Genomic DNA, 24,133 nt, shown 5'->3' on the forward strand with positions numbered 1-24,133 from the left:
TCGTTGATTCTTATGAGGATTTTGCAGAAGGACTGTAGCGGCGCTTACAAAACTTTACAGAGCAGCGGCCGCAGCCCGGCGGTTGCGTTCACGCCTCGCAATCAGCGCTTACAAAACATTACGAAACGCGCGCATTTATTACGTGCGAAGCTGCAGGCGAGCGCGCGCAGCGTTGTATTCCGTCTGCAGTCGCTCCACCAGTTCGGCGGTTGTCGGCACGTCATGCATCAAACCGACGCCCTGGCCCGCGCCCCAGATATCGCGCCAGGCCTTGGCCGTGCCGCTGTTGAAGCTCATTTTCGTCTTGTCCGATTCCGGCAGGTTCTCCGGATCGAGGCCGGCCGCCACGATGGACTTCTTCAGGTAGTTGCCATGCACCCCCGTGAACAGGTTGGTGTAGACCACGTCGGCAGCCGACGATTCGATGATGGCCTCGCGGTAGTCTTCCGTGACGTTGGATTCCCGCGTCGCCAGGAAACGCGAGCCGATATAGGCAAAGTCGGCGCCCATCGCTTGCGCGGCCAGCACCGCATCGCCGGTGGCGATCGATCCGGACAGCGCCAGCGGCCCGTCGAAGAAGCGCCGCACCTCGCCCACCAGCGCGAATGGCGACAAGGTGCCGGCATGGCCGCCAGCGCCGCTGGCAACCAGGATCAAGCCATCGACGCCCGCCTCCAGCGCCTTTTGCGCATGGCGGATATTGACCACGTCATGCAGCACAATGCCGCCGTAGCTGTGGATAGCATCCAACATTTCCACAGGCGGCGCGCGCAGCGAGGAGATGATGATCGGAACCTTGTGACGGACGCACACGTCCACGTCGTGCTCCAGCCGCTCGTTCGAATGGTGGACGATCTGGTTGACCGCAATCGGGCCCACGCGCACGCCGGGATTCCCGTCCTGGTAGTCCGCAAGTTCCTTCTGCAGGTCGGTCAGCCAGGTATCGAGCAGTTCCTTCGGCCGCGCGTTCAGCGCCGGGAAAGAACCGACAATGCCCGCCTTGCACTGGGCTGCCACCAGCGCGGGACCGCTGGCGATGAACATTGGCGAAGCAATGACCGGAAGCGTCAGATTCTGCAATACGGCGGGTAATGTCATGGACCTGTCCTTAGAAATTTTGCATGCCGCTTACTGTACCTTCTTTGGGATAGCTGATGGTGTAGCCGACGTTGATCTTCATGGTCTCATTCGGCGCCAGGATTTTCTCCCAACCGACGATGCCCTGGCGCTGCTCCCACGCCGCTATGCCCGGCTGCGGCGAGAACGCCTGCTTCACCTTGATCTCTTCCGACGCGCTGACCGGCGTGGATTCCAGCACCAGCAGTTCGACCGGCGCCTTGTGGAAGCTGCTGATCGTAAACACATCGGCCACCTGTTGCTCGCCGCGCTGCGACAGGAAGCCGCGGCTGCCCGACTGCTGGTCCGCACGGTCAACCGTCACGCGCACCAATTCATCGCGGCCGAAGGACAGCGCCAGCTTGTCCGAGCCCTGGGTATTCCAGTAAGTCGCGCCAACATAGCCGCCATCGCGGAACAGCTGGATGTTCCCGCTCAACCAGACGCCGGAGGGACGCTCCGCTTCCGCGGTGATCACGGCGAATTTCTCCTGGCGGGGAACCACGCGCACGCGCTGCTTGGCAGCGAGCTTCAAGGTCGCCAGCGGCAGCGTAATCTCGCGCCCATCGGAGGCCAGTGTGACCCGGTTCGGCACCGCGAATTCCGAATCGAAGGTGCCTTGCGTCTCCAGCACGGGCGGGATGAAATTGTCGGCCACGCCGCGCGACGCCATCGGCGCCGGCGCGGCGGGCGCCGCTACCGGCACGGGTGCGGCCGCTGCCGCATAATCGTATTGCTGCGGCGGCCTTGGCGGGTGGTAGGTCAGACGCTGCGGCACGGGTTCCGGTGCCTGCGGTGACAGGCGCGGTTGACCGGTGGACAAGCGCATGTCGACACCATTCCAATCCTCGCCCGACTTCTGCGCCACCACCGCCATGCGCTCCAGCTCAATGGTCGACGTGGTGGAGTTCAGCGACGCGCGGTAAGCAGGCTTCCAGCCCGCTCGGTTCACCTGGTAGGACAACTGGATACTGCCAGCCTGCTGCGCCGCGACGGCAATGGTAATGCTGCGCTGGTCGCGCGCCCCGCTGCGCGTCTTTTCCAATTCGCGCTGCACCGTCTTGATTTTCTTGTCGATCTCGCGCAATTGAACCTGGGTGCGCTGGATCTGCGCCAGCGCCTCGCGGCCGCCGCGCTTGATCGTGTCGACAGCAGCAGCAAGCGACTTGCCATCAACCTGGCTCGGGACGCCCTCGCCGCCATTCAGTTTGGACAGGTAGTTTTTCACCAGGACGGACGATTCGATTTCCACGTTCAGCAATTCGCGGCTGTCTTCCAACGCCTGCAACTTCGCCTCCAGCTCCGCCTCGCGCGGGCTGACCGCTTCCGCCTGCCCCACATCGCGCGTCACCACCTGGCCCACCTGCACCCCTGGTGAAGCCTGGATGCGCAGGGTCTGCGCATCGAAATTCGCCGGCAGGCCGGTAATTTCGAGTTCCCTCATGCCAGGGGAAACCTGGGCGCTGCGCTCCACGGTGGCGATCCCCGAATACAGGGTCACGCGCGTGATCGGCGCATTGGCGGCGCAGGCAAAACCCTGCACGGAGAAACAAAGGGCTACTGCGGTAGCGATGCGGCTTGGCTTCATGAGGGTGTCACAGGCGAAGGAAAACCTGATCTTGCAGCGCCCGCCAAATATTGTCAATTTAGGAACGCCACACGGCGGCCAAGGCCTTCATCTTGGTCCAGACGGAGAGGCGCTCGTCCGACAGCGCATCAAGGAAATCGGACAGGCGCTTGGATTTCGCCATGGTGTACACCGTCAGTGCGGTGGTGATGACGAATACCGAGCCGAAGATCCACACCCGGCGCGACGTTGGCGCATCGGCTTCCGCCAGCAGATTCATGCCGAGGAAGCCGGTAGTAATGGTGCCGATCATGCCGAAGATGGTGACCACCGTCAGGCGCACGACAGTATTGGCCTGGCGCCGCAAGCTATCCGCTTCCAGGTAGCCGTTCATATCGGCCACGCGGGTTTTCACTTCGGCGTAGGCGCGTTCGATGTCGAGATGCTGGCCGCACATCCGGAACAGGGCGCGGATCTGTTGCTGGTCCGAGATTTCGGTGAACCAATAGCGGTGCGTGAAACGCAGGAAGCTCTCGAAGGCGTAACGAATGCGGCGTTTGAAGGAACGCACGCTGTCGGCATCGGCCACCTGCAGCTCCGTCAGCGCTTCCGCCAGCCGGTCGGAGAACATCAGCAGCGATGACTTCTGCAGGTGTGCGATCATGAACAGCAGGAAGTGCTGGTGGCGGAACTGCGACAGGACGCCGCGCTCCTTGCAACAGAAGAATTGCGAAGCAGCGTCGCCGACGACAACCAGCGCGTAGCCGCTGCAGACGTAGCGTGTGTAGGGTGCGGCCCCGCCATTGCACCAGAAGCGGTCGTAGAAATAGCGGCGGTCGACGCCGTCCGACTGCGTGCGCTGCGCATCGGCAGGCGCGGAGGAGGTGCCCGCCATCGTGCCCAAGGCCGCGAAATCGGCCGGCGACAGCGCGCTTGGCCGGTCGACGGCGAGGTAAGCCATCATCGGCATGCGGTAATACTCGACCTGGCGGTAACGCAGCGCGGCCGTGGCGCCAGGCGCATCGGGCTCCATCGGCTCCAGCAGGTAGCGCCAATGCGAGGCGATGCGCGGCGCCAGGTGGCGCACCACCTGGTCGATGAAGGCCTGCCGCTCCTGCGCATCGGATTGCACCAGCAAGCGCCCGCCGGCGTCGAGCCATTCGACACCATGCATGCAATGCAGCGCGTTGCCCGCATCATCCCAGCCGGCCGGATAGGCTCGCCCGAAGCGGTACAGCAGATCCTGCGCCTCATCAAACGGCAGGTCGCTGGCGCCGACCTCCATCACCAGCAGCACGATATCGACGTCGAAGAAGAAATGCAGGCAGAGATTGTGCACATCCAGCACGCGCGGCGCGGCGCCGGGACAGGCCGTCACGCGAACCCCGGCAATATCCTTGCGGCGAAAGATACGGCGCTGACCGGCGCCAAACAGGAAGCGCTGCACATACGGCAAGAAGCTGACGAACTCGGTGTAATAGCGTTCCTGGAAAGCAGCGCTGGCATCGCGCGCCGAAGTGACCTCGCGCCACGGCGAATCAGCCCCGAGCAATTCCCAAGGCCGCGCATGCGCACGCTCCGCCCCATCCGGCGGCATCAACCGCAATGGCCATAAAAGAACCTGCCGTACATGCTGGACATGCGGGGAGTGGGCGCTCATGCAGCCAGTATAGCCGAGCCCGTGTCCCACCCTGGGGTCACACCCGAAATGAGACACGGCCTCTACAAGTAGCAGATGGGCTCGTGTCCCGATTCGGGTGTGACCCCATGGTGGGACACGGGGTCAGCCGTCGTTCAGGAGGAGCTCGTTTTCGACGCGGGCGCTGCAGGCGCGTACCAGTTGCTTGATGGCCCAGGCGGCCAGTTGCTCGGTGCTCATGCCGAGGTGGCGGCTGGCGATGGCTTGCATCAGCGGGATGGAGGCGAACAGCGGCACGACCTCGGCTACCGGCATGCTTTGGCGTTCCAGCAGCAGGAATTTGAGCAGGACTTTGACAGCGTATTCCGCATTGCGCTTGGGATCGGCCGACAGGAAGTCCAGGCGGCGGCGGGCGCGCGACAGTGCGGCGTCGACGTCCTCGAATACGGCGCCATGGCCGGGGATGACAAGCTTTGCATCCAGTCCGGCGATCACGTCCAGGGTGGCCGCTGCTTCGGCAAATCCTTCATCGCCTTCCAGCTCGGGGAAGATCACGCCGAAACCGTTCTGCCACAGTGCGTCGGCCGATACCAGCACCTTCTCCGATGGGCAGTAGAAGATCACGGAATGGGCGTGGTGGCCCGGTGCGCCGAGCACTTGCCATTCCAGGTCGCCCAGCGTCAGCGTTTCGCCGGCGCTGATCACGCCGTCGATGGAAAAGCGTTCGCATTGCTGGCCGGTGGCCTTGAAACTGAGCGCATCCTCGTCCCAGTGCCGCACTTTCTCCGCTTCCGGCTCGGGGATATATGTGTCGCAGCCGAAATGCGCCTGCAGCGCAGCGTTGCCGCCGCAGTGGTCGGAGTGCAGGTGGGTGGTGTACAGGCGGTCCAGGCGGCGCCCGTGCAAGGCGTGCCGCACCAGGTCCAGCGTCTGCTGCTTGTGCGCGACGTAGCCGCTGTCGATCATGGCCGCGTCGTGGCGGCCCAACAGCAGGACATTATTGGAGGAAAGCCAGCCGCGTTCGAAAACGTGGATGGATGGGTGTAGCTTCATTGCGTCAGTCAAAGTCGATCAGTTGCTCACGGCGGCGCAGCTCAGCCCACACGGCGCGCTTGTAAGCGTCGTCGGCACGCGACCAGGCGACGATTTCGTCGATGGTGCGCAGGCAGCCTTCGCAGAAACCGGTGTCCTGGTTCATCTTGCACAGGCTGATGCAGGGGGATGGCACGGGCGTGGCCAGTTCCGGCGCGCCTGGCGGCAGTTCAGTACTCATGGCCGACATTTTACCGCAGTGCGGCAAAAAAGCCCGGAATGGCCATATACTGATGGGGCACCAGAACAATAAAGAATGCGAGGAGACCACCTGACCAACCAGCCTCCGAGGTGCTGATGAAGCTCGATCGCCATTGGTTTTCCCGCGCGCTGGACCAATTCGCGCGGCGCCGGCCTGGGCGTCCCGACCCTGGGCAAGCGCAGTTCATCGGCGGCGATTTCGATTGCCGCGCCGGCAGCCGCAGTTACAAGCTGTACGTGCCATCCTGTTACGACGGCCAGCCCATGCCCTTGCTGGTGATGCTGCACGGCTGCCTGCAAGACCCCGACGATTTCGCCGCCGGCACGCAAATGAACGCGGTGGCCGAGGAGCGCGGCTGCCTGGTGCTATATCCGGCGCAAACGCCGGACGCCAATCACACCCGATGTTGGAACTGGTTCAGTGCCCTGGACCAGGAGCGTGGCCAGGGCGAACCCGCCATCATCGCGGCCATGGCGCGCGACGTCATGGCACGCTACCCGGTACTGCAAAGCGAGGTGTACGTCGCCGGGCTGTCGGCGGGCGGCGCCATGGCGGTCATCGTCGGCACCCTTTATCCGGACCTGTTTGCCGCCGTCGGCGTGCATTCCGGCCTGCCGTTCGCCGCCGCGCGCGACCTGCCGTCGGCGCTGCTGGCGATGCGGCGCGGCGCGGCCCGCGCGCAGGCGGCCCTGACGGCGGGCCAGCCGGTCATCGTGTTCCATGGGGACCAGGACCGCACCGTGCACCCGGCAAATGGCGAGGCGGTACTGGCGCAGGGCTTGCGCAGCCATCCGCGGGGCGAACAGGCCAGTCCTGCCACGCTGGCGGGCCAGGTACCCGACGGCCACGCCTTCACGCTGAAAGCACACTGGCTGGAAGACGGCTCGCCGCTGGGCGAACATTGGGTGATCCATGGCGCCGGCCATGCCTGGTCGGGCGGCAGCGCGGCAGGCAGCTACACCGATCCGCGCGGGCCGGATGCCAGCCGCGAGATGATGCGCTTTTTCAGCGCCGCGAAAAGTGCAGTTTCATCGCCAGCACGCACAGGGCCAGCACCAGGGTGATGCCGTTGGCGATGATGATCGGCCAGGCATTGGTTTGCAGGCCATACAACAGCCACAGAAGCACGCCGAAGCTGAAGATCAGGTACATGCCGGTGGAAATGCCGTCGGCGTGACGCTGGCGCCAGACCAGCAGGACTTGGGGTACAAAAGCGAAAGTGGTGCAGAAGGCGGCGATAAAGCCGAGCAGGTCAGGTTCAAGCAACATCGGGTGGCGTTTCCAGGGTGGCGATATGGGCTCGCAGGCATGCCGGGCACCAGCATCCCACCGCCTCGGTTCCGGGCACCGGAATCGCCGGCGGCAGGAAGGTGCACCAGCACGGTGTCTCGCCCGGCGCTCCGGTCGGTTTCTGCCCGGCTGGCGCATCGGCCATCGCGCAGTGGAACGCGGCGCCGCAGCGCTCACAGGTGCTCATATCATCAATGCAATCATGCGTATGGGAGATGGCCAGACTAGCGGATCAAACCGTAAATTACAACTCGATTGGCCCTATAATGCGCAGCATTGACCTTAAATCTTATTTTCTGGAACCCCCGCCATGACCAACCTGCCTGTCCACGACCCGGATATGTCCACTGACCTGAGCGGCGTAACGCCCCAAGTCAAGGCCCAGATCCTGGCCGAGGCGCTGCCGTATATCCGCAATTACCACGGCAAAACCATCGTCATCAAATACGGTGGCAATGCCATGACCGAAGAGCGCCTGAAGCACGGCTTCGCGCGCGACCTGATCCTGCTGAAACTGGTGGGCATGAACCCGGTCGTGGTGCACGGTGGCGGCCCGCAGATCGACAATGCGCTGAAGAAGATCGGCAAGCAAGGTACCTTCGTGCAGGGCATGCGCATCACCGACGAGGAAACCATGGAAGTGGTGGAATGGGTGCTGGGCGGCGAAGTGCAGCAGGACATCGTCATGTTGATCAACCACTACGGCGGCCAGGCGGTTGGCCTGACCGGCAAGGACGGTGGCCTGATCCGCGCCCGCAAGATGGCCATGCCGGACAAGGAAAAACCAGGCGAATTCCTGGACATCGGCTTCGTCGGCGAGATCGAGGCAATCAACCCGGCCGTGGTGAAAGCCCTGCAGGATGATGCCTTTATCCCAATTATTTCCCCGATCGGCTTCGGCAAGGATGGCCAGGCTTACAACATCAACGCCGACGTTGTCGCCGGCAAGATCGCCGAGATCCTGAAAGCTGAAAAGCTGATCATGATGACCAACATCGCCGGCGTGCAGGACAAGAACGGCAACCTGGTGACCGACCTGTCGGCGCGCGAAATCGACGAAATGTTCGCGGACGGTACGATTTCGGGCGGCATGCTGCCGAAAATCTCGTCCGCACTGGACGCCGCCAAGTCGGGCGTGAACACGGTACACATCATTGACGGGCGAATTGAACACAGCCTGTTGCTGGAAGTCTTGACCGAACAGGCTTTTGGCACTATGATCCGGTCTCACTAAAATTTTTGGCGGCATTCAACAGCCGCCGAAAACGTGAATGCCCTTGTAGCTCAGTGGTAGAGCACTCCCTTGGTAAGGGAGAGGCCACGTGTTCAATCCACGTCAAGGGCACCATTCTCCTTAGTAGATACGCTCTACTTTCACGCCACGCTGGCGCAGCAGTTCCGCAACATTCCCCGTGCCGACCAGATGCAGAGTGCCAATAGCGGCAAAACTGTGCTGTTCTTTTTTCATCATTTCCACGATGCCGTCGGCCAGCACGGGATTGCGCTCGTCCAGCAACACCTGTTTCATGAATTTGCCGGAAAAGGTCTTGTCTTCTTCCACTTCGCGCGCCAGTACCTCGAACTTGGCCGCATCGGCGGACGCCCAGGCCTCGACCAGGTCGCGCGGCTGCACGCCCTGCTTGCTGTCTTCAAAGGTATCCAGGCTGTCTTCCAGGAAGCGGGCCTGATCCTGCGGCGTCATGCGCCCGAACAGCGCGGCCTGGCCGCCGACCGATTCCAGCTCCACCACGCGCTGCTTGCGGCCATGCGCGGTACGCGCCAGTTGCAGGTCGATGCCCAGTTCCGGACGGTAGCCCAGGGCGCGGTATTCGCCGATGGTGATCATCATGACGATCAGCCATGGCTTCATCGAGGCCACCATTTCCGGCGCGATGCCGTGTTTCTTCAGCATGCCTTCCAGGCGCGGGCGGTATTCGGGACGGATGTCGGTCATGGCGCTGCCGGAGCCCGGCGCGTACAGGCCATGTTCGCGCATGATGGCCATCGACCTGGCCGGATCGGCGGCAGGGTCGACTTCCAGCGCTACCGCCGTGGCGCGCTCCATGGCCTGCGTGACGCGCGGTTCGAGCGGATAAAAGTCAGGAATGCCGACGTGGATGGTGCCGAACAGCCAGGAGGTATTGCCCGCGTATTCCAGCTTGTACAGCGCACCGCGCGCCGGCGGCGCGGCCGCGGCCGAAAAGCTCAGGCCAAGCAGAAGGCAAAACATCACTATAATCGTGCGTCGCATAGTCTCTCCAAGTAGAACGTGAATATTAAACCTTTGGCACCGGTCTGGCTGTTCGACCTGGATAACACGCTGCACAATGCTTCGCATGCCATTTTCCCCGCCATGGTGGAGAAAATGAACGCTTACATGGCGCGCGTGCTGGGCGATGGCGAAACGCCCGCCAGTGCGGAGGAAATCAGTGCCACCCGTGCCCTTTACTGGCAGCGCTACGGTGCCACCCTGCTTGGACTGGTGCGCCACCACGGCGTCGATGCCGCCCACTTCCTGCGCGAGACGCACGACCTGCCGGACATCGAGGAAATGATCCGCTTCGAACGCGGCCTGGGCCAACTGCTGCGCCGCCTGCCAGGCCGTAAAATCCTGCTGACCAATGCGCCGCGCGATTACGCGCGCAAAGTAGTGGGACACATGGGCATCGGCCGCCATTTCAGCGACCAGATCACCATCGAATCGATGCACGTGCATCGCCGCTTGCGCCCCAAGCCATCGCGCATCATGCTGCGGCGGCTGATGCGCCGGAAGGGCCTGGTCGCGCGCCGGTGTATCCTAGTCGAAGACACGCTGGATAATCTGCGATCGGCACATGCGCTGGGCATGCGCACGGTGTGGGTGACGCAATACCTGCTGAAGCCGGGGAAAAAACCGGCATGGCTCGATGTCAAAGTAAAATCAGTTAAAAAGCTGCTGAAATCTAAATAAACAGGTCCAAAACCCATGGCAAGTACACAGCCCGGACAGCGCAAGCTGCAAATCCTCCAGGCACTGGCTGAAATGCTGGAGCATCCAAAAGGAGAAAAGATCACCACGGCTGCGCTGGCGCGCAAGCTGGATGTATCCGAGGCGGCGCTGTACCGCCATTTCGCCAGCAAGGCCCAGATGTTCGAGGGCCTGATCGAATTCATCGAGTCCACCGTGTTCGGCCTGATCAACCAGATCGCCGACAAGCAGGCCGATGGCCTGGCCCAGGCGCGCGACATCCTGGGCATGCTGCTGCATTTCGCCAGCAGTAACCCGGGCATGACCCGGGTGCTGATCGGCGACGCGCTGGTCAACGAAGATGAGCGCCTGCAGCAGCGCATGAACCAGTTCTACGACCGCGTGGAGCTGGCACTGAAACAGGCGCTGCGTGCCGCAGCGGCCGAAGGCCAGGCCCATGAAGCTGACGTCAGTGCCCGCGCCGGGCTGCTGGTCAGCTTCGTGCTGGGGCGCTGGCACCGATACGCCAAGAGCGGCTTCAAATCGAATCCTTCCCAGGACGCCGCCGTACAGATTGCATTACTGCTGAATTGAACTGCTTGACCTTTGCTTTGCTGGACGACGCTAGCGTCGATCCAGCCACCGGTGCTGGCCGCTCTTCCCGCCTCTACACCGGCCATCATGCCACCCTGGCCTGCCGCGATTTCGCAGGCTGGCCGGGCGTGCTGGCCGCGATGGGGCAGGCGCTCGCACGCGGCCTGCATGCGGTGCCGGTCCTCAGCTACGAATTGGGTCACCATATCGTCGGCGTGGAGCCGCGCGCCGCTGCAGCCGGGGCAGCGGCATTGGCACAGGTACTCCTGTTCGAACGCTGCGACGAACTGACGCAAGCCGAAGTTGCCGCCTGGCTGGCCGCGCAGGCCGGCCCCGATGCCACGCCCGCAGGCGTAGCGGACATTCGTGCCAATGTCAGCGAGGCGCAGTTTGTCGACGCCATCCAGCGCATCCGCGACTACATCGCGGCCGGCGACACCTACCAGGTCAACTACACCTACCGCCTGCACTTCGACGCCTTCGGTTCGGTATTCGCGCTCTACCAGCGCCTGCGCGCCCGCCAGCCGGTACCGTATGGCGCCCTGATCGGCTTCGAAGACGGCCGCGCCGTGCTGTCGCTGTCGCCGGAACTGTTCGTGCGCAAGGAAGGCGACACGCTGACCGCGCGCCCGATGAAAGGCACCGCCCCGGCGGCAGGCGACGAGACAGAGAATGCACGCCGCGCCGCCGCCCTGGCAGCCGATCCGAAGAACCGCGCCGAAAACCTGATGATCGTCGACCTGCTGCGCAACGACATCGGCCGCGTAGCCGCCACCGGCAGCGTTGAAGTACCCAAGCTGTTCGAAGTGACCCGTTTCAGCAGCGTGCTGCAAATGACCTCCACCGTGCAGGCCCGCCTGCGCGAAGGCGCCACGCTGCAGGACATCTTCACCGCGCTCTACCCCTGCGGCTCCATCACCGGCGCGCCCAAGAAGCGCACCATGGAAATCATCGCCGAACTGGAGCCCGAAGCACGTGGCATCTATACCGGCGCCATCGGCTGGTTTGCCCCGGATGGCGACTTCTGCCTGAACGTCCCGATCCGCACCCTGACGCTGCAAGCTATGGAAGACGGCATCCGTAAGGGCGTGATGGGCGTCGGCGCCGGCATCGTCTACGATAGCGAGCCGCATGACGAATTCGCCGAATGCCAGCTGAAAGCCCGCTTCCTGACCGGCCTGTCGAACGATTTCGAATTGTTCGAAACCATGTACGCCACACGCGAGGCCGGCACCCGCCACGTGGAACGCCATATGCTGCGCCTCGCGGGATCGGCACGCTACTTCGGTTTCGCCTGGGATGAAGCCGCTGCGCGCGCCTACCTCACCCTGGCCTGCCAGGCCCTGCCCGCCGGCCAGCCGCATCGCCTGCGCCTCGCAATGAACAGCGCAGGCGCTTTCGCCGTGCAGACTGGCGCGCTTGCGCCGTTGCAGGAGCCCGTGCGCGTGCTGCTGGCCGACGAAGCAAGCGACAGCAGCGGCCTTTTCCTGCGCCACAAATCCACCATCCGCGAGCGCTATGACGCGGCGTGGAAAGCCGCCGACGCCCAGGGCGCCTTCGACAAGCTGTTCTTCAATGAGCGCGGTGAGTTGACGGAGGGAGGACGCAGCAATGTCTTCATCCGTGCCAACGGCCTGTGGATAACGCCGCCGTTATCCAGTGGCATGCTGCCGGGCGTGATGCGCGCGGTGATCCTGGAGGCCTGGAGTGCTCAGGAGCACGTCATCACGCGCACCATGCTGTTCGCCGCTGAAGAAATCGTCGTATGCAACTCGCTGCGCGGCGCGATGCGCGCGGTGCTGGCGCCCGCCCCTCAGGCGGAGTAGCAGCGCAAGGCGTTGCGCCCGGCCTTCTTCGCCTCGTACATCGCCATGTCGGCCTGCTTCAGCAGCATGTCCGGTTCTGCCGGATGAGGGCCGAAAAGCGTCAGCCCCAGGCTGCCGGAGCAATTCCATTCCAGGTCATCCAGCTGGAACGGCTTGGCCAACGCAGCCAGCACCTTGGCGCCGACGCCCTGTGCCTGCTGGTACGCGTTCGCCGCTTCGGCATCGAGCGTTTCCAGCACCAGGACAAACTCGTCGCCGCCAAGGCGCGCTACCGTGTCGCCGGCGCGCACGCAGTCCTGCAGCCGTTGCGCCACCTGCTGCAACAGGCGGTCTCCATATTCGTGGCCGTGGGTGTCGTTAAGTGCCTTGAACTTGTCCAGGTCGATGAAGCAAAGAGCTCCATGCCGCTTGCTTCGGCCGCAGGCATACAAGGCCTGCTGCAGCCGGTCCATCAGCATGCGCCGGTTCGGTAAGCCGGTCAGCGCGTCGAAGTAGGCAAGGCGCCGCACCAGCTCTTCGCGCGCCTTGCGTTCCGAATTATCGACAAACATGTGCACATAATGGGTTACCTCGCCGGCCAGTCCACGCACTGCCGTGATGGAAGTGAGAACCGGGCATTCGCTGCCATCCTTGCGGCGCAATTCGATCTCGCCTTCCCAGGTATCGTGCTGTCCGATGGCGACTGCAATCGTTGCCTGCAGCGCGGGCTCGCCAGGCATGGAGTACAGGCGCTGCGCGGTATCGCCTGCCAATTCAGCCAGGGAATAGCCGCTAAGCGTCGCGAGCGCGCGGTTGACCCGCAGGATTCGCCCGGCGGCATCGGTGACCAGCATGCCCTCCTTGGTATCGAAGGCGATGGCGGCCACCCGGGATTCTTCCACGGCGCGTCGCCGATCTGTCACGTCGGTCGTATAGCCGAACCACAGGATGCTGCCGTCCGGCTGCCGCTCCGGCACAGAGCTATTCAACAGCCAGCGGTCGGTGCCTTCGTCCTGGGTGACGCGGTATTCGATATGCCACGGCGCCAGCGTGCGTACCGACTCCATCATCGAGTCGCGCACCACCGAGCGGTCCTCCGGATGGAGCTTATCCAGCAGCGGCGCCGCGTCAATGCGTACACACTCGGGATCGGTGCCGTACAAGCCGTGCATTGCATTGCTGGCGTAGGGAAAACTCAGGTTGCCATCCGCACGGCGCTGGAACACATGCACCATCCCAGGCACCATGCGTGCGATCTTGTCCAGGCGCTCGAACGACTCCTGCAACTGGCGCGCCGATTCCCGCTTTTGCTTGTCGGCGTCCTGCAGGTCATGTTGCATTTGTCCCAGCCATCCGAGCACGCTGTCCTGCTTGCGCGCCGCGAGCACGCGGCCAAAGCGGCCCTCCGCCAGGTCGAGCATGACTTCGTGTATTTCCCCCATGGTTCCGCCCAGCTTACGGCGCGTCGCAAAATAAAGCTCGACCAGCATGGCCATGCTAAGAACGCCGAGCGCCACCACGACCATGCGCAGCGTATTGGCGTCCGCCTGGGCTGCGGCAACTGCCGCGCGCGTCCGTTCGTCAATCGCCACGAAGGCGACATCGATTGACTGCATGATGTCCCGTTTGGCCCGGTCGTAGCGGTCGCCGAACAACGCAGCGCCCGATTGCTCCAGTTTTCCGCTCGCAGCCAGCTCCATGGCCTCGTATTCCATCGTGGTCAACGAGTCGGAACGGCGCTTGGCATCTTGCAGCAGGTAGAGCTCGGATGCCGTGAAGCCAGCCTTGCGCATGCGCTCCAACAAAGGCGTGCGCTCGGCACTGAAAGGACGCGGGCGACTGCCGTCGGCCAGCACCAGATCCCAGTAAACGCCGTCATAGCGCTCGGGCAGCGCCTGCAAGCCATCGCGTATAGCCAGCACTTCTTCGAAATAGCGGCGGTAGTGCGACTTGCCGGTGGCGGCGTACGAACGCGCCAGCTTGGTCAGGTCTTGCGACGACTGGCGCAATTCATCCATCAACGTCAAGGATTGCTCACGCTGCACATTGATGGCGTCGACCCGCAATTCCTGCCGCGCATACAAGGTGAACGCCGCGACCAGCGCGGCCAGCACGACCAGCAAGGCCGCGGAGCGAACGAAGAATGGGTTATCGGGTAACGCCGGCAATCGTTTCATGACGGGCTGGAGGAAAGGTGTCGCTTGATCATACGTCAAGCGCTTCCCCCAAAACCCACCATGAGTCCATTCTGCAACAATGTTTGAGTGACTACAAATCTATTACCATCTCGAATCCGCCATAGACCAGCCGTTTACCATCGAACGGCATCTTGGCGGGGTCCATCATTTCCTTCATGCGCGGATCGGCCATGACCTTTTCGTTGCAGGAATCGCGCACCTGGCGCGAGGGATAGATAATCCACGAAAACACCACCACCTCGCCGTCCTCCAGCTTGACCGCTTGTGGAAAGGAAGTGTGAGTGCCGACTTTCACATCGTCGGCGACGGTTTCGCGGTACTCAGTGGCACCATACTCGCGCCACACTTTTGCGCATTGGCGCGACATCTCCAGGTACGCATCCATGTTCTTGCTGGGAACCGGCACAATGAATCCATCAACATAAGCCATCGGAGCCTCCAATTAAAAGAGAGCTCCCAGCTTATGCCGCACGATTGGCCGTGACAAGGAAAGCGCGACGATACGCACCCGGTGTGGTGGCCGCGACGCGGCGGAAGTGGTGGCGCAGCGATTCTTCCGAACCGAAACCGGCCCGCTCGGCTACCTGAGCCAGGGCGATCTCCGGCGCTTCCAGCAAGTCCTTCGCAATCGCTACCCGCTCGCGCACCAGCCACTCAACCGGCCCCATGCCGGTAGCGTCCTGGAATTGGCGCTGGAGCGTGCGCGGACTCATTGCCGCGCGTTCGGCCATGCTGGCCACCGTGTGCGGCGCCGCTGGGTGGCTGCGCAGCCAGTCCATCAGGCGCGACAAGCGCCCCTGCTCATCATGCGCCATGGGGCGCGGCAGGAATTGCGCCTGCCCGCCTTCCCGGTGCGGCGCCACCACCAGGCGCTGCGCGACCATATTGCCGACCCGCGCGCCGTAATCGCGTCGCACCAGGTGCAGCAGCATGTCCAGTCCCGCCGCCGATCCGGCCGAGGTGATGATCTGTCCTTCGTCGACATACAGGTCATCCGCCAGCACGCGGATGCGTGGATAGCGGCGCTGCAGCCGTTCGACGTAACGCCAGTGGGTGGTGGCGCGTTGGCCATCCAGCACCCCTGCCGCGGCCAGGATGAAAACACCGGAGCAGATGGTGCACAGGCGGGCACCGCGCGCATGGGCAGCACGGATTTGCGCCAGCAGCGCCTGTGGCGGCTCCTCGTCGGCATCGCGCCAGCCGGGAATCACGATGGTATCGGCCCGCTCCAGCAGCGCCGGATCGTAAGGCGCCTGCACCAGGATCCCGCCGGCCGCACGGATCGGCCCCCGCTCGACGGCGCAGACGGCAAAATCGTACCAATCCACCCCCAGCTCCGGACGATCCAGGGCAAACAGCTCGACGGCGCAGCCGAATTCGAAGGTGCACAGGCCATCGTAGGCCAGCGCCACGACCAGGTGTTTTTTCGCGCTCATGGCGCAATCTTAACGCATTATGGCTTTCGCGCCACTGCCGCGCGCGACGCGGGCGGCCGACAATGGTGTCACTTTCAACCGCCACAGGAGAATCAGATGCCATCCATCGTCACCGAAGTCGCCGCAGCCCCAAGCGCCGAGGCGCTCGCCCACTTCGAAGATTCGCTGCGTTTTGAGACGGATTGCTGGGACGTTCACAGCGTGATGGGTACCGCGCAGCAGGACTTCGTGCTGCTCGACGTACGGGGTACGGAAAAATATGCCACCGGCCACGTGCCCGGCGCGGTCGACCTGGGGCACCGCAAGATCATCGGCTCGAAACTGGCCGAATACCCTGCGCAGACCGTGTTCGTCACTTACTGCGCCGGCCCGCACTGCAACGGCGCAGCGCGGGCGGCAATCCGGCTGGCCAAGCTTGGCCGCCCCGTGAAGATCATGACCGGCGGGATCACCGGCTGGCTGGACGAAGGCTTCGCCCTCGCCCCCTCGCCGCTGGCCGCCGCCGCGTAATCAGCCTGCGAGGGCTTTCTCGAGCGCTTCCACCAGGGCCTTGTCATCCGGTTTGACCTTGCTCGGGAAGCTCTCGACCACATTGCCTTTGCGGTCGATCAGGTATTTATGGAAGTTCCACGCCGGCGCCTTGCCGGTCGCCTTGATCAGTCTCGCGTAGAACGGGTTTGGCGCATCGCCCGACACCACGGACTTGGCGAACATCGGGAACTTGACGCCATAGGTGTTGTAGCAAAGGTCAGCGATCTCCTTGCTGCTGCCCGGCTCCTGCTTGCCGAAATCGTTCGACGGGAAGCCCAGCACGACCAGACCTTTTCCCGCGTATTTCGCATACACTTCTTCCAGTCCTTTGTACTGCGGGGTATAGCCGCAATAGCTGGCTGTGTTGACGACCAGGATCACCTTGCCGGCGTACTGGCATAAGTCCTGCGGCGCATCGTCCTGCAAGCGGTTGAAGGACTGTTTAAGAATGGCAGGGCAGCTCGCAGCTGGCGCATTGGCGACAGCGGTGGCAGTAGCGGCTGCGGGTTGCGCGGCGGGTGCCTGTGCGAAGGCGGCTGCGGCGCTCAGGCTCAGCGCGGACAGCGCTGCAAACTTGGTGAGGATAGATGGCATGGGTAGTCTCTTCCGGTTCGTTCGAATTTCCGATTGTATGACAATTGCCGGCTGCACGTTGGCGCTGGCGGCAGCCACGCAAGCCTCGGCCGCGCCGGCGCCGCTGCCGTCAATGAAAGCCCGGCAAGTATCGATTTCCGGGCTGTCTTCCGGCGCCTTCATGGCGGTGCAATACCAGGTCGCCTATTCCGGCAGCGTGGTTGGCGCGGGAATCATCGCGGGCGGCAGCTATTACTGCGCGCAAGGCAGCATGATGAACGCCATCGGAAGCTGCAAAGGCGCCGACGTGGCCGAACTGGCGGCAGTGACCCGCAAGCGCGCCGACGCGGGCCAGGTCGATCCGGTCGCGAAACTGGCTTCGCATCGCGTGTGGATGTTCTCGGGCACCCTCGACCAGTTGGTGCCGGCCGCCTCAATGGCAGACCTGGCGAAGTACTACGCAGCCTTCATCCCCGCAGCGCAGATCCAGTACAAGAGCGACCTGGCCGCCGGTCACGCCATGCCGACTGATAGCTACGGCAATAAGTGCGACGCCCTGGCTGCGCCGTTTATCAGCAATTGCGGCTTCGATGCAGCCGGCAACCTGCTGCAATGGATCTACGGTCCCCTGAAAGCGCGCGGTGACAACGCTACCCCGGCGGGCAGACTCCAGGAATTCGAGCAGGCAGAGTTCATCCCGGCTCCGACAACGCACGGCATGGCCAACACCGGCTACGTCTACATTCCCCCGGGCTGCGAAGCCGGTGGCGCAGGCTGCAAGCTGCACATCGCACTGCATGGCTGCATGCAGGATATCGGCACCCTCAAGGATACTTACGCCCGTCATGCGGGCTACAACGCCTGGGCCGATACCAACCGCATCGTGGTGCTTTACCCGCAAACGGCTGCAATCAGCCCGATGCCGAATCCGAAAGCATGCTGGGACTGGTGGGGTTACGACGATCCCGACTACTCGCTGCAGAGCGGCCGCCAGCTACGCGCCATCAAGCGGATGGCTGACCGCTTGACGGGAGCGTAACGCGGAAGCAGGCGCCATGCCAGTGTAATCCTGGTTCGTTCTACGTCAGTCCCCTCTTCTTAATGTGGCCGGCGCGCCGGAACTCCAGCGCGGCGTCCATCATCCACGGAGCTCTGCCCGCGTCCCACTGTAGGGAGGCAGCATGTCGCTTCCACACTTCCTGCGTAAAGTTTTGAAAATCTGCGACAAATGTAAGGGTTTGTAATGACGGTCAACACACTGCTGAGTGAGCCCGTTTTCAGCTCAGTGACACAGGAAACAGTGCGCTACACAAGATCAACTAATAGTGAGGATTTAAAAATGAAAAAAGTCATCGCAACCATGATCGCCGGTCTGTTCGTAAGCGCCGCATTCGCACAACAAACTCCTGCCCCAGCTACCCCAGCGGTCCCGGAAGTAAAGGCTGAAGTGAAGGCTGAAGTCAAAGCCGAAGTCAAACAAGAAGTGAAGCAGGAAGTTCAGAAGCCTGCAGCTGAAAAGAAGTAATCGAATAATTAACTAAACGATTTATACCAATTCTTCCAAAGGACACGCACCATGAGAAAAATTATCGCTACCCTGATCGCCGGCCTGTTCGCTACCGCTGCTTTCGCTTCCACCCCGGTTGCTCCTGCCACCCCAGCGCCTGCAGTAGCACCTGCGGCAGCCGTTGCTGCCACCAGCGCCAAAGCTGAAGCCAAGGCAGAAGCCAAGACCGAAGCAAAAGCCGAAAAGAAATCCGTGCACAAAGCTGCACACAAGAAGGCCGAAAAGCCTGTTGAAACCAAGTCTGAAGTGAAGGCGAGCCCGGCTGCGACCACGGCCGCGGCGCCTGCACCGGCTGCAACCCCAGCCACTGCAGCAGCTCCAGCAGCCAAGTAATTTTTGCCAAGAATACAGCCCCTGACTCGAATTAAAGGACATACACCATGAAGAAGACCATCGCTACCCTGATCGCCGGCCTGTTCGCTACCGCTGCTTTCGCAACCACCCCAGTTGCTCCTGCCACTCCAGCACCGGCAGCGGCGCCAGTAGCGGCACCTGCGGCCGAAGCCAAGGTAGAAGCGAAAGCAGAAGCCAAGACCGAAGCAAAAGTCGAAAAGAAGTCCGCGCACAAGAGCACCCACAAGAAGGCAGAAAAGCCTGCTGAAACCAAGTCCGAAGTGAAGGCGAGCCCGGCCCCGACCACGGCCGCGGCGCCTGCACCGGCAGCAGCTCCAGCCGCCAAGTAATCCCCGCCTCCCCCGGAAAGGCCTCTTCCCGCACGAAGAGGCCTTTCTTCATTCGCCCGTCATATTCCGAAAATACATTGATGAACCGTCCAACATCAATGAGGTTCAAATATGACGAATCCTGGCTATAACCGCAGGCGCTTCCTTACCCATACAGGAGCATTCACGGTAGGCACGGCGGCATTCGGTTTAAGCGGCTGCGGCTCCGGCTCGTCCAGCGCAGCTCCCGCCATCATTGCTTCCGAATCCGAACGTCCCAAGCTGCCATACGGGATCCAGATTGGCGATATGGGCGACGGCCGCGCCATGGTGTGGGCACGCTCCGACCGCCCCGCGCGCATGCGGGTGGAGTTCGATACCAGCGACAGCTTCCTCAATCCACGCCAGGTCATTGGTCCGACTGCCACAGAGGCCAGCGATTTCACCAGCCGGATCGAGCTGACCGGCCTGCCCTCCGGCGAAAAGATCTTCCTGCGCGTCTCCTATGACAGCGCAAGCGACGTGAAGATTGGCAGCGAACCCGTGGCAGGCAGCTTCCGCACGTTGCCATCGCCGGACGGCAAGCGCGCGGTGCGTTTCGTGTGGAGCGGCGATACCGCTGGCCAGGGATGGGGCATCAACCCCGAGTTTGGCGGCATGAAAATCTATGAAGCCATGCGCAAGCGTCAGCCGGATTTCTTTGTCCACAGTGGCGACAACATCTACGCCGACGGGCCGATCAGCGCCGAGGTCAAGGCGGAAAACGGCCGCATCTGGAAGAACATCGTTATCCCGGAAGTCTCGAAAGTCGCCGAAACGCTCAACGAATTCCGCGGCCGCTACCGTTACAACATGATGGACGAGAATATCCGTCGCTTCAACGCGGAAGTTCCGCAGATCTGGCAGTGGGACGACCACGAGGTCACCAACAACTGGTCGGCATCGAAGGACTTGGGCGGCGATATCCGCTACAGCGAAAAGAACATCCAGACGCTGATCGCGCGCGGCAAGCAAGCCTTCCTTGAATACGCCCCGATGCGCTGGGCTGACCAGCCCGAATCGCAGCGCGTATACCGGCGGATTCCCTATGGCCCCTTGCTCGACGTGTTCGTCCTCGACATGCGCTCGTATCGCGGTCCGAACAGCAACAACCTGCAAGCCGTCGACAGTGATGCAAGCGCTTTCCTCGGCGCGGCGCAGGTCAAATGGCTCAAGGACTCACTCTCGCAATCGACCGCAACGTGGAAAGTGATTGCCGCAGACATGCCGATCGGCCTGCAGGTCCCCGACGGCAAGGATGCCGGCGGTACGGCGTGCTGGGAAGCAATCGCCAATGGAAACGATGGCGTGCCCTTGGGCCGGGAAATCGAGATGGCCGGGCTGCTGCGCGACATCAAGTCGATCAAGAATGTGGTGTGGATAACTGCCGATGTTCACTACTGCGCCGCCCACTACTACGATCCCGCCCATGCCAAGTTCACCGACTTCTCGCCATTCTGGGAATTCGTGGCGGGCCCGCTGAACGCCGGTACTTTCGGCCCCAACGCCCTGGATGGAACGTTCGGGCCGCAGGTCAAGTTCCAGAAAGCGCCTGCCGCGGGCCTGGCCAACCTCTCGCCCTTTGCCGGCTTCCAGTTCTTCGGCGAAGTGAACATTGACCCGCAGACGAAGGCCTTCACCATCGACCTGCGCGACCTCGATGGCGCTTCGGTCTACTCCAACACCTTGCCGCCGGCTGCCTGAGCCAATATCTAACCGCGCAGGACGCGCTGCGCTGCGCGGTATCCCCACCAGGAGGCTTCTTCAAAAACCGAGAATCCGCTCAGGTCCGAGTGAGCAAACAGCACCGGCCCCTCCATTTCCCGCAAAGCCTTCAAGCCCGCATCGCCACGGAATCCAGGTACCGGCACCGCCATCGCATGGCCGCGCAGGGTGATGTCCACACGCTCCACGCAGCGCTCGAACTGCGCGCCGTAGGCCGCTTTCAGGTCGACGCTGGCCAGCGCCAGCAACTCCTCGCCACTCGCCGTCATCATCCATTTGCGCGCTTCGCGCGGATCGCGGTCGGACAGCGCAACGTAGCTGGTGAAGACCGTTTTCTCCGGCGGCGCCACGCGGATGTCCTGGTGTGTCGAGACCACGTAGCCCAGGCCCTTGGTGCCATGCACCACGTTATCCCAGGACAGCGGTACCGCCGGCAGCTCCTGTGGAAAACGCTTCATCAGGAAGTTCGCCACCATCCATGGCGCGTGAATCTGCTTGTGGACATCCGGCATGTTTTCCACAACCCTTGCGGCCACATGCAGCGGCATGGCGCAAATGACCCGCCGCGCACGGATCGTGAAAGTACGCGCCACGCCGCGTTCCAGCGCAAGGCAAAGCACCTCTACGCCCCGCCCGGCGTCGGCGTGGTCCGCGCGCACGCGCACCGCGCTGCCGGGGAGCCGCTTTGGCTTGGCCAGCCGCTCCATGCCGCTCACCAGCGCCTGCAGGCCGTCCGGCCAGGTCAGCCAGGAACCCAGCTCCGCGTTCTCCGCCTCGCCGCCGCGCCCGCAGAAATAATGCAGCCCCGCCCAGGCCGACACTGCATCGACTCCCGCGCCATAATCGTCGCGGCAGCAGTAATCCATGTACCACAGCAAGGAGGGCGCCCGAAAGCCATGCTGGGCAAGCCACGCGCCAAAACTCATGCCATCAAGCTGCCCAGCCTCAGCATCCCTCGACGAATGCTCGCTGGGAAAGGTAAACCTGCGCCGCCCATCCGCACCGACAGCGCCGCGCAGCGCCTCGACCTGCGCAAAGAAGCGCTTATGCTCGGCCAGTTCGGTCTCCGGCACATCCTCGTGCGGCAAGACGCCTTCCTGCCAGACGCCGTTGAACAGCAACCGATCCTCCGGCGCATGCAGTACAAACCGCTCATCGTAATAAGGCTTGCGCGACGTGGCTCCGCGCTGGATCACACCCAGGTCTGCCAACAATTCGCGCACATGGGCACATTCCTCCGTTGGCAGTGGCAAATAGTGCGCGCCCGTCGGATAAGCCAGGGAGCCAAAGTGTCCGCCCGCCGCATTCCCGTAGGGCTCCGGCCCATCGAGCATCAGGAAGTCATCGTGTCCCTGCTTGCGCAACTGCCAGGCCGCCGTCAGCGCCGCGACGCCGGAACCGAGGATCAGGACGTCCGTCGACAAGGACTGCGAAGGAGCAGGCAAAGGCTTGCGGTCGCGCAGGAAGTGCCCCTCCTCCCGTCCCGGAGCATTCACGGTCGGCGTGATCTCCTGCCAGCGCAGGTAGCCCGCCACGCTGGCCGCCGCCGTGGCACCGCTGGCAGCGGCCCAAGCCAGGAAAGAACGGCGCAGCATCAGCGAATCACCCTGCGCCAGTCCTGTTCGAATTCGTGCACCAGCGATTGCGTATTGAGCCGGTTCGGCGCCATCGGCAGCGGTTTCATATCCGGCGGGAAGGTGAACATGGCACGAGTGGTATCCGCGTTCAGGAACCGCATCGACAGGCTGTACGACTCGGGCGGCCGGTAATCAAGCTGCGGCGACGCCATGATGAAGCCCCATTCGCCGAACGAAGGCACGTACAGGTGATACGGCCAGGTGCGCATGCCAACGTCGCGCAGCGTCGCATCCACCGTCCAATACGCATGCGGTGCAAAGAATGGCGAAGTCGCCTGCACCACCACCAAGCCGTTGGCCGCGATATGCTTTTTCAGCACGCCGTAGAACGGCACCGAATACAGCTTGCCCAGCGCAAAACTGGAAGGATCGGGGAAATCGACAATCGCCGCATCGAACATCTCCTCGCTTTGCTGCAGCCAGATCGCCGCATCGGCATTCACTACCGTGACGCGTTTGTCGCGGAAAGAGCCCTTGTTCAGCTCCACCAGTTCGTCGCGCGTGGTAAAGGCCGCCGTCATGGCAGGATCCAGGTCCACCAGGGTCACGTGTTCCACCTGTGGATAACGCAAGACTTCGCGCAGCGCCAGCCCGTCGCCGCCGCCCAGGATCAGGACGCGCTTGGCCCACGGCAGCGCGCCCATCACCGGGTGCACCAGCGCTTCGTGGTAACGGTACTCATCGCGCGAGGAGAACTGCAGGTTGCCGTTGATATACAGCCGCAGGTCATCCTTCCATTTGGTGATGACCAGTCGCTGGTACGGCGTGCTGGTCGAGTACACGATCTCGTCGCCAAACAAGCCATGCTCGCCCCAGCCGGTGAGCCGGTTCGCGCCGCTGAAGCCGATCACCAATGCCAGCATCACGGCGCTGGCGCGCAGCAAACGGCCCGCCACGTTCGGCAGCTCCGCGCGAAAAACGTAGATTGTCCACAGGGCTACCGCGATGTTCAGCATCCCGAACAGGAAACCGGTGCGCACCAGCCCAAGCTGCGGTGCCAGCACCAATGGGAACAGCAGCGACACGGCCAGCGCGCCGAGGTAGTCGAAAGTCAGCACCCGGCTGACCAGTTCACTGAATTCCGTCTGGCGCGAGTTCAGCGCACGCATCACCAGCGGAATCTCCATGCCCACCATGGCCCCTACCAGGAATACCGTGGTGTACAGCAAAGTGCGGAACGGCGCGGAAGCCCACGCAAAAGTCATGAACAGCACGGCGGCCGACACGCCGCCAATCAAGCCCACTGCCAGTTCGATGTCGACGAAGCGCGCCAGCACGTCCTCGTCCTTCACGTACTTGGAAAAGTGCGCCCCCACGCCCATCGCGAACAGGTAGCAGCCGATAATGGTGGAGAACTGCAGCACCGAGTCACCCAGCAGGTAGCTGGAAAGCGCACCGGCGATTAATTCGTAGGCAAGACCGCAGGAGGCGACGACGAAGACTGAAACAATGAGAATCTTTTTGGTCATTTGAGTGCTTTTGTTCTAATATGTTTCTTTTGCTACAAGCATGT

25 protein-coding genes and 1 tRNA gene are annotated in these 24,133 nt (G+C 62.8%); 12 read left to right on the top strand and 14 right to left on the bottom strand.

From position 1 onward, the window contains the following. Window positions 1-138 precede the first annotated feature (138 nt). The 5 genes from BM269_RS03340 to BM269_RS03360 form a co-directional block, all read right to left on the bottom strand. A complete protein-coding gene (locus tag BM269_RS03340; RefSeq protein ID WP_090435635.1) occupies window positions 139-1,098 on the bottom strand; it encodes an NAD(P)H-dependent flavin oxidoreductase in 960 nt (319 codons plus the stop codon). Between the two features lie 10 nt (window positions 1,099-1,108). Beyond that, a complete protein-coding gene (locus tag BM269_RS03345; protein WP_090435636.1) occupies window positions 1,109-2,704 on the bottom strand; it encodes a DUF4139 domain-containing protein in 1,596 nt (531 codons plus the stop codon). Window positions 2,705-2,762: 58 nt separating this feature from the next. Then, complete coding sequence (locus BM269_RS03350; RefSeq protein ID WP_090435637.1) at window positions 2,763-4,343, bottom strand: magnesium transporter CorA family protein; 1,581 nt, start codon at window positions 4,341-4,343, stop codon at window positions 2,763-2,765. A 123-nt stretch (window positions 4,344-4,466) separates the two neighbouring features. Continuing rightward, window positions 4,467-5,375 (bottom strand): MBL fold metallo-hydrolase, encoded by a 909-nt coding sequence (locus BM269_RS03355; protein WP_090435638.1) that lies wholly within the window; start codon window positions 5,373-5,375, stop codon window positions 4,467-4,469. Between the two features lie 4 nt (window positions 5,376-5,379). After that, window positions 5,380-5,604 carry a DUF1289 domain-containing protein gene (locus tag BM269_RS03360; protein WP_055927230.1) on the bottom strand — a complete coding sequence of 75 codons (225 nt, stop codon included), beginning with the start codon at window positions 5,602-5,604 and terminating at the stop codon, window positions 5,380-5,382. 107 nt (window positions 5,605-5,711) lie between these two features. Here BM269_RS03360 and BM269_RS03365 point away from each other — a divergent pair, with 107 nt between their 5' ends. Next, window positions 5,712-6,680, top strand: a complete 969-nt coding sequence (locus BM269_RS03365) for an extracellular catalytic domain type 1 short-chain-length polyhydroxyalkanoate depolymerase (protein WP_090435639.1) — start codon at window positions 5,712-5,714, stop codon at window positions 6,678-6,680. Here BM269_RS03365 and BM269_RS03370 read toward each other — a convergent pair. Both BM269_RS03370 and BM269_RS03375 read right to left on the bottom strand, forming a co-directional pair. Then, window positions 6,622-6,885 carry a SemiSWEET transporter gene (locus BM269_RS03370; RefSeq protein ID WP_090435640.1) on the bottom strand — a complete coding sequence of 88 codons (264 nt, stop codon included), beginning with the start codon at window positions 6,883-6,885 and terminating at the stop codon, window positions 6,622-6,624. The two genes, BM269_RS03365 and BM269_RS03370, sit on opposite strands and share 59 nt — an antisense overlap. Continuing rightward, complete coding sequence (locus BM269_RS03375) at window positions 6,875-7,093, bottom strand: hypothetical protein (RefSeq protein ID WP_090435641.1); 219 nt, start codon at window positions 7,091-7,093, stop codon at window positions 6,875-6,877. Before BM269_RS03375 ends, BM269_RS03370 begins: the two co-directional genes overlap by 11 nt. Before the next feature lie 153 nt (window positions 7,094-7,246). Between BM269_RS03375 and argB the strand changes: the two genes are divergently transcribed. Next, complete coding sequence (argB, locus tag BM269_RS03380) at window positions 7,247-8,140, top strand: acetylglutamate kinase (protein WP_090435962.1); 894 nt, start codon at window positions 7,247-7,249, stop codon at window positions 8,138-8,140. 39 nt (window positions 8,141-8,179) lie between these two features. Next, window positions 8,180-8,254: transfer RNA gene (locus tag BM269_RS03385), tRNA-Thr, on the top strand. A 6-nt stretch (window positions 8,255-8,260) separates the two neighbouring features. Here the strand turns inward: BM269_RS03385 and BM269_RS03390 are convergent. Beyond that, window positions 8,261-9,157, bottom strand: a complete 897-nt coding sequence (locus tag BM269_RS03390; protein ID WP_090435642.1) for a TraB/GumN family protein — start codon at window positions 9,155-9,157, stop codon at window positions 8,261-8,263. An 18-nt stretch (window positions 9,158-9,175) separates the two neighbouring features. Between BM269_RS03390 and BM269_RS03395 the strand changes: the two genes are divergently transcribed. The 3 genes from BM269_RS03395 to pabB are packed head-to-tail and all read left to right on the top strand — an operon-like array spanning window position 9,176 to window position 12,273. Continuing rightward, window positions 9,176-9,856 (top strand): pyrimidine 5'-nucleotidase, encoded by a 681-nt coding sequence (locus BM269_RS03395; RefSeq protein ID WP_229204487.1) that lies wholly within the window; start codon window positions 9,176-9,178, stop codon window positions 9,854-9,856. Window positions 9,857-9,871: 15 nt separating this feature from the next. Beyond that, window positions 9,872-10,447 carry a nucleoid occlusion factor SlmA gene (gene slmA / locus BM269_RS03400; RefSeq protein WP_090435643.1) on the top strand — a complete coding sequence of 192 codons (576 nt, stop codon included), beginning with the start codon at window positions 9,872-9,874 and terminating at the stop codon, window positions 10,445-10,447. Then, window positions 10,444-12,273 (top strand): aminodeoxychorismate synthase component I, encoded by a 1,830-nt coding sequence (gene pabB / locus BM269_RS03405; protein ID WP_090435644.1) that lies wholly within the window; start codon window positions 10,444-10,446, stop codon window positions 12,271-12,273. The genes slmA and pabB overlap by 4 nt, the downstream gene beginning before the upstream one ends. On the opposite strand, the gene BM269_RS03410 is transcribed toward pabB, so the two are convergent. From BM269_RS03410 to ftrA, 3 genes are all read right to left on the bottom strand, one after another. Further along, window positions 12,261-14,429: a sensor domain-containing diguanylate cyclase gene (locus BM269_RS03410; protein WP_090435645.1), complete on the bottom strand. Its 2,169-nt coding sequence runs from the start codon at window positions 14,427-14,429 to the stop codon at window positions 12,261-12,263. The genes pabB and BM269_RS03410 overlap by 13 nt on opposite strands. 91 nt (window positions 14,430-14,520) lie before the next feature. Next, entirely contained in the window at window positions 14,521-14,880 is a 360-nt protein-coding gene (locus BM269_RS03415; protein ID WP_090435646.1) for a DUF1428 domain-containing protein, read from the bottom strand. A gap of 31 nt (window positions 14,881-14,911) precedes the next feature. Next, complete coding sequence (ftrA, locus tag BM269_RS03420) at window positions 14,912-15,886, bottom strand: transcriptional regulator FtrA (protein WP_090435647.1); 975 nt, start codon at window positions 15,884-15,886, stop codon at window positions 14,912-14,914. A 96-nt stretch (window positions 15,887-15,982) separates the two neighbouring features. On the opposite strand from ftrA, the gene BM269_RS03425 reads away from it, so the two are divergent. Further along, window positions 15,983-16,396 (top strand): rhodanese-like domain-containing protein, encoded by a 414-nt coding sequence (locus BM269_RS03425; protein WP_090435648.1) that lies wholly within the window; start codon window positions 15,983-15,985, stop codon window positions 16,394-16,396. Here the strand turns inward: BM269_RS03425 and BM269_RS03430 are convergent, their stop codons facing one another. Then, entirely contained in the window at window positions 16,397-17,011 is a 615-nt protein-coding gene (locus BM269_RS03430; RefSeq protein WP_090435649.1) for a glutathione peroxidase, read from the bottom strand. A gap of 37 nt (window positions 17,012-17,048) precedes the next feature. On the opposite strand from BM269_RS03430, the gene BM269_RS03435 reads away from it, so the two are divergent. The 5 genes from BM269_RS03435 (at window position 17,049) to BM269_RS03455 (ending at window position 20,962) form a co-directional block, all read left to right on the top strand. Further along, window positions 17,049-18,029: an extracellular catalytic domain type 2 short-chain-length polyhydroxyalkanoate depolymerase gene (locus tag BM269_RS03435; RefSeq protein WP_090435650.1), complete on the top strand. Its 981-nt coding sequence runs from the start codon at window positions 17,049-17,051 to the stop codon at window positions 18,027-18,029. 300 nt (window positions 18,030-18,329) lie between these two features. Beyond that, entirely contained in the window at window positions 18,330-18,515 is a 186-nt protein-coding gene (locus BM269_RS03440) for a hypothetical protein (protein WP_090435651.1), read from the top strand. Between the two features lie 51 nt (window positions 18,516-18,566). Continuing rightward, window positions 18,567-18,890: a hypothetical protein gene (locus BM269_RS03445; protein ID WP_090435652.1), complete on the top strand. Its 324-nt coding sequence runs from the start codon at window positions 18,567-18,569 to the stop codon at window positions 18,888-18,890. Between the two features lie 47 nt (window positions 18,891-18,937). Continuing rightward, window positions 18,938-19,240, top strand: a complete 303-nt coding sequence (locus BM269_RS03450) for a hypothetical protein (protein WP_090435653.1) — start codon at window positions 18,938-18,940, stop codon at window positions 19,238-19,240. Window positions 19,241-19,351: 111 nt separating this feature from the next. Then, entirely contained in the window at window positions 19,352-20,962 is a 1,611-nt protein-coding gene (locus BM269_RS03455; protein ID WP_090435654.1) for an alkaline phosphatase D family protein, read from the top strand. An 8-nt stretch (window positions 20,963-20,970) separates the two neighbouring features. Here BM269_RS03455 and BM269_RS03460 read toward each other — a convergent pair whose 3' ends face one another. Together BM269_RS03460 and BM269_RS03465 are read right to left on the bottom strand one after the other, a co-directional pair. Further along, window positions 20,971-22,578: an FAD-dependent oxidoreductase gene (locus tag BM269_RS03460; RefSeq protein WP_090435655.1), complete on the bottom strand. Its 1,608-nt coding sequence runs from the start codon at window positions 22,576-22,578 to the stop codon at window positions 20,971-20,973. Then, entirely contained in the window at window positions 22,578-24,089 is a 1,512-nt protein-coding gene (locus BM269_RS03465) for a polyamine aminopropyltransferase (protein WP_090435656.1), read from the bottom strand. The genes BM269_RS03460 and BM269_RS03465 overlap by 1 nt, the downstream gene beginning before the upstream one ends. Between the last annotated feature and the right edge of the window lie 44 nt (window positions 24,090-24,133).

The organism is Duganella sp. CF458 (genome assembly GCF_900113115.1).
Taxonomy (GTDB): domain Bacteria; phylum Pseudomonadota; class Gammaproteobacteria; order Burkholderiales; family Burkholderiaceae_D; genus Rugamonas.